Origin of the sequence: Rothia sp. HMSC065D02, assembly GCF_001815285.1 — a bacterium.
In the GTDB taxonomy this organism is placed as follows: Bacteria; Actinomycetota; Actinomycetes; order Actinomycetales; family Micrococcaceae; genus Rothia; species Rothia dentocariosa.
In genome coordinates this window covers 1-14,669 of sequence record NZ_KV820091.1, presented here as the reverse complement: position 1 = coordinate 14,669, position 14,669 = coordinate 1, and the positions used below count along the sequence as shown (strand labels likewise).

The following is a 14,669-nucleotide window of genomic DNA, read 5'->3' as shown; positions in this document are numbered from 1 at the left end:
GCTCTTTTTTAAAAGAGGTTAGGGGCGGCAGGCTACCGGAACCGGCTCCCGATATGCCTCATCGCCTGCACCTGCCGACTGGTACGGTGCGCCGCCCGCACCATCCGCGAACGCTTCAACGCCTGCAGCTCATCCTCGGCACGCTCAAACTTGCCCCGCATATGCGCCTCCCACGAGTGCATGCGATCCGAAAGCGCCCACTCGGTGCCCTCGGCCAGCGAAGTCTTCAGCAAAAGCTCGCGCACCGCATTGTTAATCGCCTCTAGGGACGGTTCCAGTGCGGGAACCGCCGCAGCCGCAGAAATACTCTCCGGCATATGCGCCTGCTTCTCCCCGCGCACAGAGGCCGCAAGATACTCACGCCACGCGTGAAGCAGCGCAGTCACTGCCTCATGCCGCGCCCGCAGCTCTTGGCGTTGCCCCCTGCTGAGCGAGAGCGCAGACGCAATGAGCTTCTCGGGAATGTCGGTGCCGAGCATATGAAGCGGAGTCATAAAATTCTGCATCCCGTAATGCCCCATGACCCCGCAAATCCGCATCTCAGTAAAAGCATCGGGCACCAGCGCAACCGCAGGAATACCGGCGCTAAGGCTAAAGACCGCGGGATGGTACCGGTCGGTAATATTCAACGCGGCACCCTGATGGATGCGCACCGTCGCATCCGCGTGCAGAATCGGTATCACCGTCGCAGGGAATGTCATGGATGCGGCAACCAGTTCATGCGCCTTATAGTCACCGGTGCGCCCGCCCTCCGAAGCCGGGTCGCCCATATGCCCCAGGAAGACCGCCGCCAGCCCATACTCGGAGTAAATCTTGTCTAATAAAGCGGCTAGTTCATGTACTTTGCTCCCCGAAACCTCGTGCACCGTCACGCACACATAACGCTCGGGAAGCTCAGGAACCTCAACCCGCGCATCCGCATAGTCGAGTGTCATCTCGGGGATATGCGCCCGGTAGTCGCTGGCATCATCCACACCCGCAAGTGCCTTAAGATCGTGCTCGCGGCACCACTCGTAGGAGCTGCGCTCGCGCACCGCAACCGAGGTTGCCGAACGCAGCATACGCAGCAGAACTTTCTCATCGCGCGGGGAAAGCACGGGACCAATCGACTGCCCGGACACAAAGACCGGAATCTTCGCATACTGTGCCACCAGTGCGATAGCGGCGCGCTCATACAGCAGCCAGCCGTAGCGCGAATTCAGGTTGCCGCCTCCGGAGATGACGACCGCATCCATCGATTGAATGCTCGTCACAAAATCGCGGATCTGCTGCGCCGACGGGCAAAAATCGGGCAGATTCGGCATAACGCCGCTCACAAGAAACTCTTCGAGGCGTTCCAACGTGATCTCGCGCTCGGCAGGCGCCCACGGGAACAGTAAAAACGGCATGTAGTCGTATGCAGACGAACCCCGAGCCCCCAGATAACGCCTGCTCTGATCGGCGTCACGGGTTGCCAAGATAACCTGCATTCCTGCATCCGCCAAGTATTCGGCGGTGCTGATCGTCATGGCCTCGTCCCCCACATGGTAGACGGGCTGGCCAATATCGCCGACAACAAGAACACGAGTCATATGCGTACCTATTTGCTTGATGAATCTTTAGGTGAAAAAACGGCACGCAAACGCGAAAGTTTGCCTCTCCACGACATCGCCCGCTCCATGCGGTGCAGCCGCTCACACTGTTCCTGCTGCATATTTTCGAGACGTTCCAAACGTTCCTGAACGTCTTGAAGCGCCTCCAGAGTTTCCAATAGACGGCCGTCAAGTTCGTTCGTCAGGTGCGCCTGGTAAAGGTAGGGCCCGATATGCGCCCCGGCGGCAAGGTCTTCACGGATCGCGTTGGCGCGCACCTGCGCATCAAAAATACGATGCTGCTGCTCGTGGCTCACGCTGTTGGCGGCAGAACCCGTCGCATCGGGGCGTTTACACCAGTACGCCAGGGGCTCGTCTAGAAGCTGAACTTCACTGGCCATGGCGGCGCGCATATTGAATTCCCAGTCGCCCACCACGGGAAGTTCCTCATCAAAATACCCCACCTTCTCGTGCAGGGTGCGGCGGTACAGCACGCCGATAGGAACCGCGCGGTTGGTGCGGAATAGGAACTGCAGCCCCATGGCGGGCAGATCTTCGTGGAAGGTGCGTTCGTTCAGAACAATAAAACCGTCCTCGGTTTGCTGCTCAAAACGCTCGATAATTCGTACCACGCACATATCGGCGCCGGTCTCATCAAGGGTTGCGACGGTACGTTCCAGGAATTGGGGATCCCACAGGTCATCGTCGTCGTGAATGGCGATATAGGTAGACTCGCTGGAGCGCACACCCAGGTTAGAGGCCGCTTCCATATTGCCGCCCGCAGCATGAAGAAGAACGGTCTGTGCCGCAACCGGGCTGCGGTCAATAATCTGCTGAGATTCTTCCTGATTTCCGCCGTCATCGACCACGTACACGGTGTATTGCGTATACCGTTGCTCGGCGATGTTCTGCAGGGCACGTGCGAGAAAGACTGGGCGATCTTTCGTGCGTACAATGACGGCGACAGAGGAAAACAAAGCTCTCCAAAGAATATATAAGGCCTGTGCATAAGGCACCTAGGGCGGAAATATATAGGGTTGTCTAGAATTCTACGGAGTTGCGCGGGAATAAGCGAGCATTCCAGCCCACATTAGGGGTAAAAATTCTACCCAAATATGCCATCAAGAGCCATCATGAGGGCGATCGCACACAAAAAACATGCCGGAAGCGTGACAAACCAGGTCAGCATAATGTTCGCAACGATCTTCGGCTTCACCGAGTTAAACCGCTGATTCACCCCAGCCCCCAGGGCGGATGCGGTCGCCAGGTGCGAAGACGAGAACGGCAGCTGCAGCAGGAAGTACCCGAGCGCCTGCATAAGAGCCGTGGTTCCTTGAGCTACCGCGCCGCGCATTGGATCTAAGCGCACCATACGGTAGGCGAAGGTGTAGCCGATGCGCCGCCCACCCGTGAGCGTGCCCGCCGCCAGAGCCAGCGCAATAGTGAGCACATGCCAGGGGAGAAGATCCCGCGTGGGAAGCGGAAAAACCGCACCCAGCACGTGCAGCACCAACAGGTACAGGTACCCGGTCTGCATACCGTGCAGAAGCGAAATTGCGGATGCCGACACTGCCAGCACCTCACGCGAATGCCGGTTCACGCTGCTGGGCGAAGAGCGAATCGCTAAGCGATAAAACGGGAGTACTAAAAGCCAGGAGAGGAGGAAAATCAGGGGCGGCAGGTAAAGAAGCGGCAGCAGGGTGGCATCGAAAATCGCGGGGATAAACCGTGAGCCTTCGCCATCAACCCGGGCATACCACGCCACCCCGGCAAGGGCGCCGATGAGGGCGTGCGTTGAGGAAGCTGGCATGCGTAAGGCCCAGGTCGCCACACCCCATAAGGCGGCGGTGATAAGCGCGGCGGTCAGCCCCGGAAGGCCCAAATGCCCGCTGGGAACGGCAATCCAGGGCACACTCATATCGGTAATCAGCAGATACGCCGCAAACACGCCGATCCCGTTGAACAGCGCGGCGGTAATCAAAGCCGCGGTATCGCCCATCGTGCGGGTGCGTACCGGCACCGCGATCGCGTTGGAGGCATCGTGCATGCCGGTCACAAAAATCGCGGAAAGAAACGCGCCCACACACAGAATACTGAGCAGAACCACTAGGACTCCTGCACGATAATACGCCCGATCTCAGAGGACACGCCGCGCATCGCATTCGCCGCTTCGACCAGTTGGGCAATGAACTTGGTGTACCGGCGGTAGCGTTCCATCGGGAAGCGTTCGGCGAGTTCTGCATCGTATTCTTCGGCGGTACGAACGGCTTGGCGCGAGATACGCAGCATATCCATCCAATAGTTATCCAGGCCCTTAATATCGGCGAGCTTGGGAATTACTGCCTCGGTCAGCACCGCCTGCCGCTGGATAATGTCGAGTATCGCGGTGGTATGCGGGGCAAAACCGTCAATTTTGTGCAGATAAAGGATGTGCGCGGCACTCGTGAGCTTTTCGACCGCGTTCGTGAGTTTGCGGGCCAGCGTGTAGAGGTCTTCGCGGGGTACCGGGGTGGCAAATGAGCTTCGCACGGTGGTGAGGGTCATGAAGAATAGGTCGGTCGAGTTCGCCTCGTGCACCAGCATGCGGTCGAAGAGCTCGGGGTATTCGGAGGTAGATGAGCCAACCATTTCGGAGAGGAGCGCCGCCGCCTCCGCCACCTGCACCGAGATTTGTGCAAGCGAGGTGAGTGAGCTGTTGGCTTGTGGAAAGATGCGGTGCAACATAGTTACAGTCTAACGCGGGTGTGCTTAGGGTGCGCGGGTCTGATACTTCCTGCGCGGCGGGTTGAGAATACAACAGCGGGAAGGCTACATGATAGCCCTCCCGCTGTGAACGTTAGCGATGTCGGGCTGGGAGCGCCTCTCGGCGGAAGGCCGCTCGAAGCGGCAAATGATTTGGAGCCCGGGGCTACCTATTAGCAACCCGACATCTTGTCTTAAATTATCCGCCCGCGCCGAGCCTCCGTCAAGGTACATGAGCTCTAAGCAGAACACCCGGCATCAGTTCCGAATCCTGTATTTTCCCGGGATTTGATAGCGCGCGAGTACTGTGCGGGGCTACAATGCTTCGAGTCCGCCGCTTGCCCGCCAGTGCGCGGCGGTCGCCTCCAAATCCTCGGCGATTTTCACGAGTTTTCGGTATTGTTCGGGCACGCGGAACATGCGTTCAATGCCTTCGCGGCGAACCTCATGACTGGGCGGATGCACTCCCTGCGGGTTACCGGACAGTCGACTAATATCTGCACGCTCATAGTTGAGACGCAGCCCCAGTGCCACCACACGCGCGAACGCCGCAAAACGTTCGAGGGCTATATCAATATCGCCGCTGTAGAGCCCGGCCAGAATTTTGTCCGCCGTTTTGACGACCTCGGAGGCGCCCGGTGGGTCTGGCACCCCCGCCAGCAGATGCGAACGGTAATCGGCACCCATACCGGTAGAGAACGCTTGTGCGGTGGCCTTTGGGTAGCGTCGTACCATGTCGCGCAGGGAATACATGCGCCATAGCGCCCCGGGGAGGGAACGCGCGGGTGAATGAGACCAGAGCTGCGCAAGCGCCTCAATACCGTATTCGTCAGTGAAGTCTATGAGTCGGGCGGCAACCTCCGGGTCAGAATTTTGGCGTCCGCGCTCCAGCAGAATGCGAGCAGACGTATGCGCCGCCTCATCACGGGCGGCGGGATCTTCACCGCCAACGCGGCGTTCAAACTTTTCGCTGGGCTGAGATACTGGGCGATGATGTGCACGATGAGCCATAGGTGTTTAGTGTAACGGGCAGGGCACGAGTTTTTCGAAGGATTCAGCCGGACGAAAATCATATCTGCGAAGGCGACTCGTGACGGATTTGTAGTGTATAGTAGATGATGTCTTCGCGTTCACGCGGGACGGCGCGCCTTTAGCTCAGTTGGTAGAGCTACGGACTTTTAATCCGCAGGTCGTGGGTTCGAGCCCCACAGGGCGCACTCTTCACCAGAAAGAATCTGGTACGTCGCTCCGTTCGGTACAAAGCCGTTCGGGGCGACTTTTCGTTTATTTCTCCCCTGTCCCTCAATATATGAAGGCTCAGGAACCCGTGCAGAGACAATGCTGTTTCCAAGGAGATCACCAACAGTTAGATCAAGCGCACCAGCAAGTGTAAATAACTCATCCAAGCTGAAGTTTTGTTTTCCTCGAAGCCGGTCTGACACGCCTGCCTGTGTAGGAGAACCCGAGCAGATTTTGCAAGCACGCATGTATCGGTATGTAATCCTTTTGCAGGATTGGGGATTACAGATCGCACCGGATGAGCTGACACACGCGGCTCCGTGGACAGCTCTAGCAGCGGCTTAGAAACATCGGTTTTAGAAGACCTTTAGAGGATATATAGATTCAATGTCTTTTCGGATGGTTAATTGGGCATACGAACAGGATTTACCGCCTAGCCCAAAGTTTTTGTTGGTTACGATTGCTGATAGAGCTGATTACGCGGATGCTGTCGATTGTTCTGTCTGTGGTAGAGACCGGGACTATCACTACTGCTTAAGGGGAAACATAAGTCACGTTAGATTATTTTATTGGAACGACTTTTGAAATTCTGGTCATTTTCTTCGGCCTAGTCTTGTCAATATTTTCTTGATATTAAAAATATCGGAAGAAAGAAAAATAACCATGACCACTAAAAGTAATTTGCGGGATGATGAAAAGCTAAACACTGGTGAAAAGATTTTCGGTATTTTTATCATCCTCATTGTATTATTCATTGTCTTTGTAGTTGTTTTTGAGCTTTGGAATGTTTGGAACGATCTTTCCAGTGAATGACCTCATACTAGACAAGCGAAACAGAAAACAACTCGAACTATTGATATTCTTTCACTTTAGTTATCTAAAGAATAAAGTACAAACTGGCAGCTTTGAAGGTCGCACAGGCGGAAGCATTATTGGAAATGTTGGTTATGCGCAGGGAAACAGTGAGGGGAAACCTGTTATCTATATTTATACTCGTTACCGTGCCGCCAATATGAACGACGATGCGGCATCGGCTCAGGATTCCTTCATGGATGTGACTCCGCAGAACCCGTTCTACCGCGAAATCGCATGGTTTAAGGTTCAGAAGGAGAGGAAATAATGTTTCATAAGGTTTACGAATTTTGAAGCATAAGTAATTTTGTTCCTTTCCATGTCATATCATATGGGTTCAATATGATATGAGCTTTGAGGCGGTTGCTCCTACGGTTTCCCTGGGGTGACTACCTTTTTTGTGTCTTGGAACCGCTTGCTGGTGTGATGTTGCAAGTTTTTTGTCAGGCGGTGCCGCGTTTTTACTTGCCACATGCGTAATACATTATTGAGTCCCTCGTTTCGTGGTGGGTGCCGTTGTTCGAGAATTTTTTGGGGTCAGAGAAGGGTTTTTGTTCTCCATTGCCGTTGTAGCACCCCACGAACACAGTACTCACAAGCACCCTAACCTGTGGGGTGTGGAGCGTAGACGGTTCAAGGGATGTATCAGTAGATACTCTACGGGTTGAGGTCGGGAAAGTTCTTCACTCTACTTGTTGCGTTTTTCCTGTTCATCCCCGACTTACTTATGAAAGTTATTCATGTCGTCGTGGTCTGGGCGTGCGTTGTTGTGTTCGAGAAAATTTTTTTGATGTCGATGGTGGCGGGGAGGATTTAGAGACTCATGAAAGGTTTTGAAGTTTTATGTGAGCATCCTGTTGTGTGCTGGTTGCTTTTTGCGGTTGCTGTTTTCTGGAAACTACTCCTTCCTATTGCCAGTGTTGTGTGTGAGGTGGGTATGTCCTGGGCGAAGAGGTTCGTGGAGGCTTTTATGCGGACGGTTTTGCCTGGTCCGGAGAAGGTTGGGGTACGTCTTGGGGTATGGGTGCGTTCTGTGTTCCGGCGGTAGGTGGGTGACTCATTGGGACGCTCACGCGAAGGCTTTGTTTGACCCTCAGACGGGATTATTTCGGAATTGTTCGGCGATGCACCGGCCGGAGGAGACTTTTACGGATGCGTGATGTGGCTCAGATCAAGTCTGAAGTGTGGGCTGATGCCAAATTTATTGAAGCCACTCAAACTAATACCTCGTATTGGTAAGACTTAAAAAATAGAGGGAATTAAGCGAAATCTTAATCCCCTCTACCTATTCCTTTTTTTCAAGAATTAATTACTTAGCGGCAGGAATGCTACCGTGCGGATCAATAACATACTTCACAGGAGAGCGAGTGTTTTATCAACCTCAAGGGGCGTTTAGTTCCTCAGCAAACTTACCATAGCATAGAGGTGGTAGAACAAGATCTTCACCCCCCATGTGAAAGAGAATAAAAAATCGTTGTCTACGAATCGCCGGGATAGGGAGTAAAATGGCAAACGACAAAAGATCACAACGATTTTGAGGCTACCGGTGCCTCACACAGAAGCGATTGGTCAAATTCATCTATGAGCGATTTACCCGAATCCACCACAAATAAAGAAACTCACATCCAGCCAAATGTTCAAGTATTGGGCGCACGTCAAAATAACCTGCGCAATGTTGATCTTTCTGTGCCCCGTGATGCTCTCGTGGTCTTTACCGGCATGTCAGGATCAGGTAAATCTTCCCTCGCGTTCGGAACCCTCTATGCAGAATCGCAGCGCCGTTATCTAGAGTCGGTGGCACCCTATGCCCGCCGTCTTATCGATCAAGCGGGAGTGCCCGACGTCGATTCCATTACAGGGATGCCCCCCGCTGTAGCCCTGCAACAACAGCGAGGTGGACAAAACTCCCGGTCGACCGTTGGTAGCATCACGACCATCTCAAGCCTGGTTCGTATGTTGTATTCACGCGCCGGCCAATATCCAGAGCACCAGAGCATGCTCTATGCCGAGGATTTCTCTGCCAACACCCCGCAGGGGGCATGCCCTCAATGCTATGGAATTGGCAGAGTCTATGAAGTACCCGAAGATCACATGGTTCCCGATCCCACCAAAACCATCCGTGAACGAGCCATAGCTTCTTGGCCTACCGCCTGGCACGGTCATCAGCTTCGAGATGTATTGGTGGCACTTGGCTACGATGTGGATATCCCCTGGAAAGATCTTCCCAAAAAAGATCGAGACTGGATTCTTTATACGGACGAAACACCACATGTACCGGTCTACTCGCGTATGACACTTGCTGAGGCTCAAGCGGCTAAACAAGCACATGTTGAACCTTCTTATAGCGGCACCTACGTGGGTGCAAAACGCTATGTACTGGATACCTTTGCTAATACTAAAAGTGCCTCCATGAAACGCAAGGTAGCGCAGTTTCTCACATCCATCCCTTGCCCATCCTGCCACGGCAAACGCATCAAACCAGAGGCTCTCTCAGTAACTTTTGCAGGGTTAGATATTGCTGATTTCTCCCAGCTCCCTCTCTATGAGCTAACCAATCTTCTTGAAAAAGCTGTTGAAGATGCTTCCCACACAATCACTATTAAGGCAGATGAGAAAGAAACGTTCGGGCAGAGCTTGGACCAAAAAAGGGGAGAAGAAGCTACAGAGTCAGGCAGTCACACAAGTGAACTTGTTGCTGAGACAGAACCGGAAGCTCATAAAAATCCCCCTCAGCCTGTTGAAAAACTTGCCGCTACCTCTCGGCTGGCCGCTGGCCTCATTGAGCGTCTTCGCCCCATTATCGACCTCGGCTTAGGCTATCTTTCTCTTGATCGAATGACTCCTACCCTTTCCGGTGGTGAACTGCAACGTTTACGCTTAGCTACTCAGCTGACGTCTGAACTTTTTGGTGTGGTCTATGTATTAGATGAACCTTCTGCTGGTCTACATCCTCAAGACACCCGTGCGCTTCTTGACGTTCTTGACGGACTCAAAGCACGGGGAAATAGTCTGTTTGTGGTGGAACATTCTCTTGAAGTAATGCAACATGCTGACTGGATTGTGGATGTAGGGCCGGGAGCTGGAGAACATGGTGGTCGAGTCCTTTACAGCGGTGAAGTTGATGGTTTAGCCCACGTCCAGGAATCTCTTACACGCGGTTATCTCTTTGGAGACAGTGGGCTCCCACCGCATACTCCCCGGAAACCCGAGCAGTGGATAAAACTTTCTGGAGTTAGCCGAAATAATCTCCATAACGTGGATGTACAAATCCCACTAGGGGTTCTCACTGCCGTCACAGGTGTTTCAGGTTCGGGGAAATCTAGCTTAGTCAGCCAGTGCCTACCTCAACTGATAGGTCATCGACTAGGTAAAACGGTGCAAGTAGATGAAACACCCGTAGAGGGAGATGAAATTTTAAGGGCCGAACAGGCCCCTGAAACGAGGGGAACTGTTGAAGGTGATTTCAGCGGTATACGCCGCGTGGTTGCCATCGATCAGAAACCTATTGGGCGAACACCTCGTTCCAATATTGCCACCTATACAGGGCTCTTTGACCATGTGCGCCGTCGTTTTGCCGATACAACAGAAGCCAAACGCCGGGGATACAAACCAGGCAGATTCTCCTTTAACGTAGCGGGCGGGCGCTGTCCCACCTGCGAAGGTGAGGGGTCGGTGATGGTAGAGCTACTCTTCTTACCCTCGGTGTACACAAAGTGCCCGGACTGCCAAGGTACCCGCTACCAGTCAAGCACCTTAGAAATACTCTGGCGTGGTAAGAATGTGTCCCAAATTTTAGAAATGAGTGTGGAGGAAGCTCTGGGGTTTTTCGACGGCGAAGTGGAGATTACGCGTTCACTGGCTGCGTTGAGAGATGTTGGCTTGGGTTACCTGCGTTTGGGGCAGCCTGCGACTGAGTTATCTGGTGGTGAGGCACAGCGCGTCAAACTAGCCACGGAGTTGCAACGGGCACAACGCGGCGACACTCTGTATGTACTTGATGAACCCACTACCGGTCTGCACTGTTCAGATGCTGACCGTTTGATATCGCATCTTCAGACTTTGGTTGATGCTGGTAATACGGTAGTGATGGTCGAGTTGGATATGCGAATTATCGCAACGGCTGATTATGTGATTGATATGGGCCCTGGCGCGGGAGAGGGAGGCGGTCAGATCGTGGCGGTTGGTATACCGGCGGAGGTTGCTACTTCAACGGAAAGTGCGTCGGCTCCCTTTTTAGCGGCGGCCTTGAAGTAAGAATGCACTGATGATTTAGAAGACTTATTTATAAGCCTTCTAAATCATCAGTACCGCATCGAACTTTATTGGCCGCTTTGCCCTCCCAGGTTCATCTAGTGGTATTAGAGCAGAGGTAGTTAACATCTTTTTATGACGTTTAGCCCGGTTCGGTGATTGCGAAAAAACTTTGTACATCTTCCTCTATCTACTATCGTTAAAATAGTAAATTTTCTTAAATATCACTAGATATAAGGAGTAATCATGGCTGAGATTAACAGCAAGAAAGTACTGATTCTAGCTGGACAGGGTGTAGAGCAGGTTGAGCTCACCTCACCGCGTGATGCACTCAAGGACGCTGGCGCTCAGGTTGTAGTTGCTGCTGCCGATGGTAAAGAGTTCCAGGCTATGAATGGCGACTGGGAGAAAGCAGATACCTTCACTCCCGATCTTGCACTAGCAGACGTTAGCGTTGAAGAATTCGACGCACTCGTGCTCACCGGCGGTACCCTCAACGCTGATGCAATGCGCATCAACTCTGAGGCTCGCTCCATCACCGTTCAGTTCTTTGAAGCAGAGAAGCCTGTTGCGGCAATCTGCCACGCACCCTGGTTGCTTATCGACTCCAACAAGGTAGCAGGTAAGAAAATGACCTCCTATACTTCGGTAAAGCTGGATCTTCAAAACGCTGGCGCCGAATGGGTAGATGAAGAAGTCGTCGAAGACGGCAACCTCATCACTAGCCGCAACCCTGGCGACCTTGAGGCATTTAATAAGGCAATTATCGCCAAATTGAGCTAATCCCTCTTAGGTAGATATTCGCCCTCCTGACACGATACGCAGGGAGAGGACTAATCCGGTCCAGCTAGCCGAATTATCCTCTACCTGCGTATCCGTTTTATAAACTACTATCACTCACTCCTTGCTTCTGAAGCTCCGCTCACCAGTTGCCAGCGCATTTAGTAAGAAATAACAATCTTCCCCACAGTTCGTGAGGTTTCACTCACCCGATGCCCCTTCCGAAAAGTCTCTACCGACAAACCAGATAGATATTCTTGGGCTGTTCCCTGAAGGTCGCCATTATCAAGCATCGAAGCTACCTCTTGCAAGAGCTCCCCCCCTGATACCCCATATCAGGAGTTTCAAACATCGATCGAGTAAACATAAATTCAGGGGTAATAGAAATAGATTTAGTCTTAAAATCCGCCACCTTCAGAGAAACCGGGTCATCAATAAACACTAACTGCCCCCGAGTATTCATCGCCTGAGCCAGTTCTTCTTCTTTACCCTCGGTGTAGACAGAGAATTAGACGGATAGTGGGTGAAGCGTAGCTGTCTAATTCTTGCCACAGAACGTAAAGAAAATCGCTCCAATGCCCTAGAATATATGCGGTACCGGGGCAAAGATATACCCCGGCGATGTTTCAGCCCCTAAGGAGCCCGCGCCCATGAGCACCATCAAAAACCCGGACGTTATCACTATCCTGGCAACCGGCGGAACTATCGATAAGTTCTACTCGGTGGCGGGCACCCTCGATATTGGCAAGCCTGCCGCGCACGATGTGCTGTCGAGAGTGCTCACCGACATTCGTTTTGATATTCGCGCGCTCATCGGCAAAGACAGCCTGGATATGACCGACGAAGACCGCGCCGAACTCGTTGCCGCCCTCAACGCGATTGAACACGACCAGGTTCTCATCACCCACGGGACCGACACAATGAGCGAATCCGCCCGATACATCGCCAAGCACGCCGATCTGGGGTCAAAGGTTGTGGTGCTGACCGGTGCCATGCAGCCGGCGGTCATGGCGCATTCGGATGCGGGGTTCAACCTGGGGGCTGCGATTTCCGCACTTAACCTGCTGGAACCGGGCGTTTACATCAGCATGAGCGGCCGAATTTTCCCGGCGCACACCGTGCGTAAGGATCGTGCCCGCGGGATTTTCGAGGGATAAACTCTGAAATTTTTGCTGCGTTCTGCAAGCTCTTGGTGACGCTTCAGTAAATAGGGCGTAAGTTTCAGCGTTATCTCAGTTTCATCTCGTACCGTAGTATTGAGTGCTTTCTCGATGGCGCCTCCGGCAGTGCTTCACAACGCCAGCGGCAGACAGGGTACCTATGAGCGAAAAATATAACCCGGGTTTTTGGGATCAGGCTTGTTCCACGCCGCCACCCGTGCGGCGCCTGTACCTTGTCCGCATGCTTTTCCTCGTGGTGCCTGCACTGACGCTGGTGTATTTTTTCGAGGCTATCGGGCTTGACCCTATCGGCGCGGTTCCCCTCATGTACCTGTCTCTGCACGGCTGGTTTGCGGTCGCGTATGCGCGGAATAAATCTATGGGGCTTGTTATGGTGGGAAACCTGTTCAGCGCCCTGGCGGCATCCGTTATCACCGGATTTTTCGCCTATATTTTGGTGTTTATTCACGGGCCAAGAACACTATGGAAACTCTTGGGAGGCTCGTACCCCATTCTGACCATTTGGATTATGGCGTCCTTCGTGATCGAGATTTTATGCTCCCTTATATTCGTCTTCCTGATCTTCCGCAGGTTCCCCTCCCGTGCCGAACGTGAAGCCCAAGAGACTCGCGAACTGTCAGAAGAGTCTTCCCTGTCTGAAGACCAGGCAGTCAACGACCATACGCTGACTAAGGCCGAAGCACAGAGTACACACCGCTCAGACTCTGATATACCGTAATGAGTTCCTGAGCTCATCCGCTCCCCAACGTGCCATGATTGCAGCCGTTACTCCCTGCAAGCGTGGTAGTGTATGACATAACCCAACGTTGGTGTAGCGAGGCACCCGCGCGCCGGGCTACACAAAAATTACCGGTAACGAGGATGTACATATGAGCACAGACCCCATGAAAAACGATGATTCTTCCCGTCAGCCTGAGGAACCTAGAACTACGCCGCAGGAATCTTCGGCGACGTCGCCTGTAGACGAGCATTCGGGGGACAGCACCGCACATAAAACCGCCGGAACCGGCGGCGCATCGCAGCACGAACACAGCGGGCGTACCTCAAAGTCGGATCCCTCACCCGAGGATAAACAAAACCCCAACAACTCCGGCAACGCCCAGAACCAGCAGACTGCTCCGTCAGCGCCAGGGTATGTTGGGTTACAACCGGGATACCCTGCGCCGAGTCCATCGACGCCTCCAAATCCCTATGCGAATCCGCATGTCGTACCCGGATATTCGGGATATGCAGTGCCGAATCCCGCCGCATACCCGTACACTGCATATCCGGCAAACCCGCACGACGAGATTGTCCGCAAACGTTCGCTGATGTACCTGCTGCGCCTGTGCATTGTGGGTGCTCTTATCGCGATCGGTATTGTTGTAACGACTTTCAACCTTATCGGTGCGATCATCGAACTTAGCGACTGCGGAACCGGCAGCTACTCGTGGAGTGAATACTCGCAGCGGATATGCCGTGAAGATAACACCTCAGCAATCACGGGGTCGTCGATTTTCCTTGTCATTTTTATCGCGTACCCGATATGTCATATTTTTGGGCTGCTTGCCGTTAGGAAAAATCAGCACCACGTGAGGGTGCTTGTCATTAACATTATTGGCATTGTGCTTTCGTCTCTGGGGATTGTGCTTGCTGGTTTAATGCTCTTGGGCGGTATAGCCATGATAACGGCGTTTGGATCCTCGGGATTACTCGCCATTTTTATCATATTCCTCGTGGCTGGGGCAGTACCCGTGGCAGAGCTTATTTTCTCGATTATTTTCGTCCGGCATGCCTCGTGGATGAACCATAAGGACTACTTCACGAAACCCGGTGTATAACCACTGCGGGGTGCCACACCGTGCCCCATTCGAGTGCTCTTGGTGTGAAAGGTAAAATGTGGCTCACGAGCCGGTAGAAAACGTATCTGGCAATAATTCCGATGTACAGTCGACGGGTCCTGATAACTCCGAAATCAGAAAATATGCATCGATATATCTGGTGCGTCTAGGTATTGTAGGTGCCTGTATGCGATGGGTATTATCTAGTTTTCTGAGAAGACTCCACCCTTTAG

At 53.1% G+C, this 14,669-nt stretch carries 12 protein-coding genes and 1 tRNA gene; 8 read left to right on the top strand and 5 right to left on the bottom strand.

The window, feature by feature from the left end; genetic code table 11:
* Positions 1–32: 32 nt before the first annotated feature.
* The 5 genes from HMPREF3016_RS06480 to HMPREF3016_RS06460 form a co-directional block, all read right to left on the bottom strand.
* Positions 33–1,571 carry a polysaccharide pyruvyl transferase family protein gene (locus tag HMPREF3016_RS06480; protein WP_070741168.1) on the bottom strand — a complete coding sequence of 513 codons (1,539 nt, stop codon included), beginning with the start codon at positions 1,569–1,571 and terminating at the stop codon, positions 33–35.
* An 8-nt stretch (positions 1,572–1,579) separates the two neighbouring features.
* Complete coding sequence (locus HMPREF3016_RS06475; protein WP_246828500.1) at positions 1,580–2,548, bottom strand: glycosyltransferase family 2 protein; 969 nt, start codon at positions 2,546–2,548, stop codon at positions 1,580–1,582.
* Positions 2,549–2,676: 128 nt separating this feature from the next.
* A complete protein-coding gene (locus HMPREF3016_RS06470; RefSeq protein ID WP_004005701.1) occupies positions 2,677–3,678 on the bottom strand; it encodes an inorganic phosphate transporter in 1,002 nt (333 codons plus the stop codon).
* Positions 3,678–4,295 carry a DUF47 domain-containing protein gene (locus HMPREF3016_RS06465; RefSeq protein ID WP_048778854.1) on the bottom strand — a complete coding sequence of 206 codons (618 nt, stop codon included), beginning with the start codon at positions 4,293–4,295 and terminating at the stop codon, positions 3,678–3,680. The genes HMPREF3016_RS06470 and HMPREF3016_RS06465 overlap by 1 nt, the downstream gene beginning before the upstream one ends.
* Before the next feature lie 333 nt (positions 4,296–4,628).
* The gene (locus HMPREF3016_RS06460) at positions 4,629–5,324 is read right to left on the bottom strand and encodes a hypothetical protein (RefSeq protein WP_004005703.1); all 696 of its coding nucleotides are present in this window, start codon (positions 5,322–5,324) and stop codon (positions 4,629–4,631) included.
* A gap of 133 nt (positions 5,325–5,457) precedes the next feature.
* Between HMPREF3016_RS06460 and HMPREF3016_RS06455 the strand changes: the two genes are divergently transcribed.
* The 8 genes from HMPREF3016_RS06455 (at position 5,458) to HMPREF3016_RS06420 (ending at position 14,436) form a co-directional block, all read left to right on the top strand.
* Positions 5,458–5,530 (top strand) — tRNA-Lys (locus tag HMPREF3016_RS06455).
* A gap of 685 nt (positions 5,531–6,215) precedes the next feature.
* A complete protein-coding gene (locus tag HMPREF3016_RS11070; RefSeq protein WP_168165984.1) occupies positions 6,216–6,365 on the top strand; it encodes a hypothetical protein in 150 nt (49 codons plus the stop codon).
* Positions 6,358–6,672 carry a hypothetical protein gene (locus HMPREF3016_RS11325; RefSeq protein ID WP_070741162.1) on the top strand — a complete coding sequence of 105 codons (315 nt, stop codon included), beginning with the start codon at positions 6,358–6,360 and terminating at the stop codon, positions 6,670–6,672. The genes HMPREF3016_RS11070 and HMPREF3016_RS11325 overlap by 8 nt, the downstream gene beginning before the upstream one ends.
* A gap of 1,313 nt (positions 6,673–7,985) precedes the next feature.
* Positions 7,986–10,658, top strand: coding sequence for an excinuclease ABC subunit UvrA (locus HMPREF3016_RS06440; RefSeq protein ID WP_070741157.1), 2,673 nt, complete (start codon positions 7,986–7,988; stop codon positions 10,656–10,658).
* 243 nt (positions 10,659–10,901) lie between these two features.
* Positions 10,902–11,438 carry a type 1 glutamine amidotransferase domain-containing protein gene (locus tag HMPREF3016_RS06435; protein ID WP_070741154.1) on the top strand — a complete coding sequence of 179 codons (537 nt, stop codon included), beginning with the start codon at positions 10,902–10,904 and terminating at the stop codon, positions 11,436–11,438.
* Positions 11,439–12,085: 647 nt separating this feature from the next.
* Positions 12,086–12,592, top strand: a complete 507-nt coding sequence (locus HMPREF3016_RS06430; RefSeq protein ID WP_070450547.1) for an asparaginase domain-containing protein — start codon at positions 12,086–12,088, stop codon at positions 12,590–12,592.
* A gap of 163 nt (positions 12,593–12,755) precedes the next feature.
* Positions 12,756–13,334, top strand: a complete 579-nt coding sequence (locus tag HMPREF3016_RS06425; RefSeq protein ID WP_246822662.1) for a peptidase — start codon at positions 12,756–12,758, stop codon at positions 13,332–13,334.
* Between the two features lie 151 nt (positions 13,335–13,485).
* A complete protein-coding gene (locus tag HMPREF3016_RS06420) occupies positions 13,486–14,436 on the top strand; it encodes a hypothetical protein (RefSeq protein WP_070741152.1) in 951 nt (316 codons plus the stop codon).
* Positions 14,437–14,669 lie beyond the last annotated feature (233 nt).

Bases quoted from the DNA above. Each gene is read 5' to 3' on its own strand.
- HMPREF3016_RS06480 (WP_070741168.1), bottom strand. From the start codon at position 1,571: ATGACTCGTGTTCTTGTTGTCGGCGATATTGGCCAGCCCGTCTACCAT.
- HMPREF3016_RS06465 (WP_048778854.1), bottom strand. From the start codon at position 4,295: ATGTTGCACCGCATCTTTCCACAAGCCAACAGCTCACTCACCTCGCTT.
- HMPREF3016_RS06460 (WP_004005703.1), bottom strand. From the start codon at position 5,324: ATGGCTCATCGTGCACATCATCGCCCAGTATCTCAGCCCAGCGAAAAG.
- HMPREF3016_RS11070 (WP_168165984.1), top strand. From the start codon at position 6,216: ATGACCACTAAAAGTAATTTGCGGGATGATGAAAAGCTAAACACTGGT.
- HMPREF3016_RS06440 (WP_070741157.1), top strand. From the start codon at position 7,986: ATGAGCGATTTACCCGAATCCACCACAAATAAAGAAACTCACATCCAG.
- HMPREF3016_RS06435 (WP_070741154.1), top strand. From the start codon at position 10,902: ATGGCTGAGATTAACAGCAAGAAAGTACTGATTCTAGCTGGACAGGGT.
- HMPREF3016_RS06430 (WP_070450547.1), top strand. From the start codon at position 12,086: ATGAGCACCATCAAAAACCCGGACGTTATCACTATCCTGGCAACCGGC.
- HMPREF3016_RS06425 (WP_246822662.1), top strand. From the start codon at position 12,756: ATGAGCGAAAAATATAACCCGGGTTTTTGGGATCAGGCTTGTTCCACG.
- HMPREF3016_RS06420 (WP_070741152.1), top strand. From the start codon at position 13,486: ATGAGCACAGACCCCATGAAAAACGATGATTCTTCCCGTCAGCCTGAG.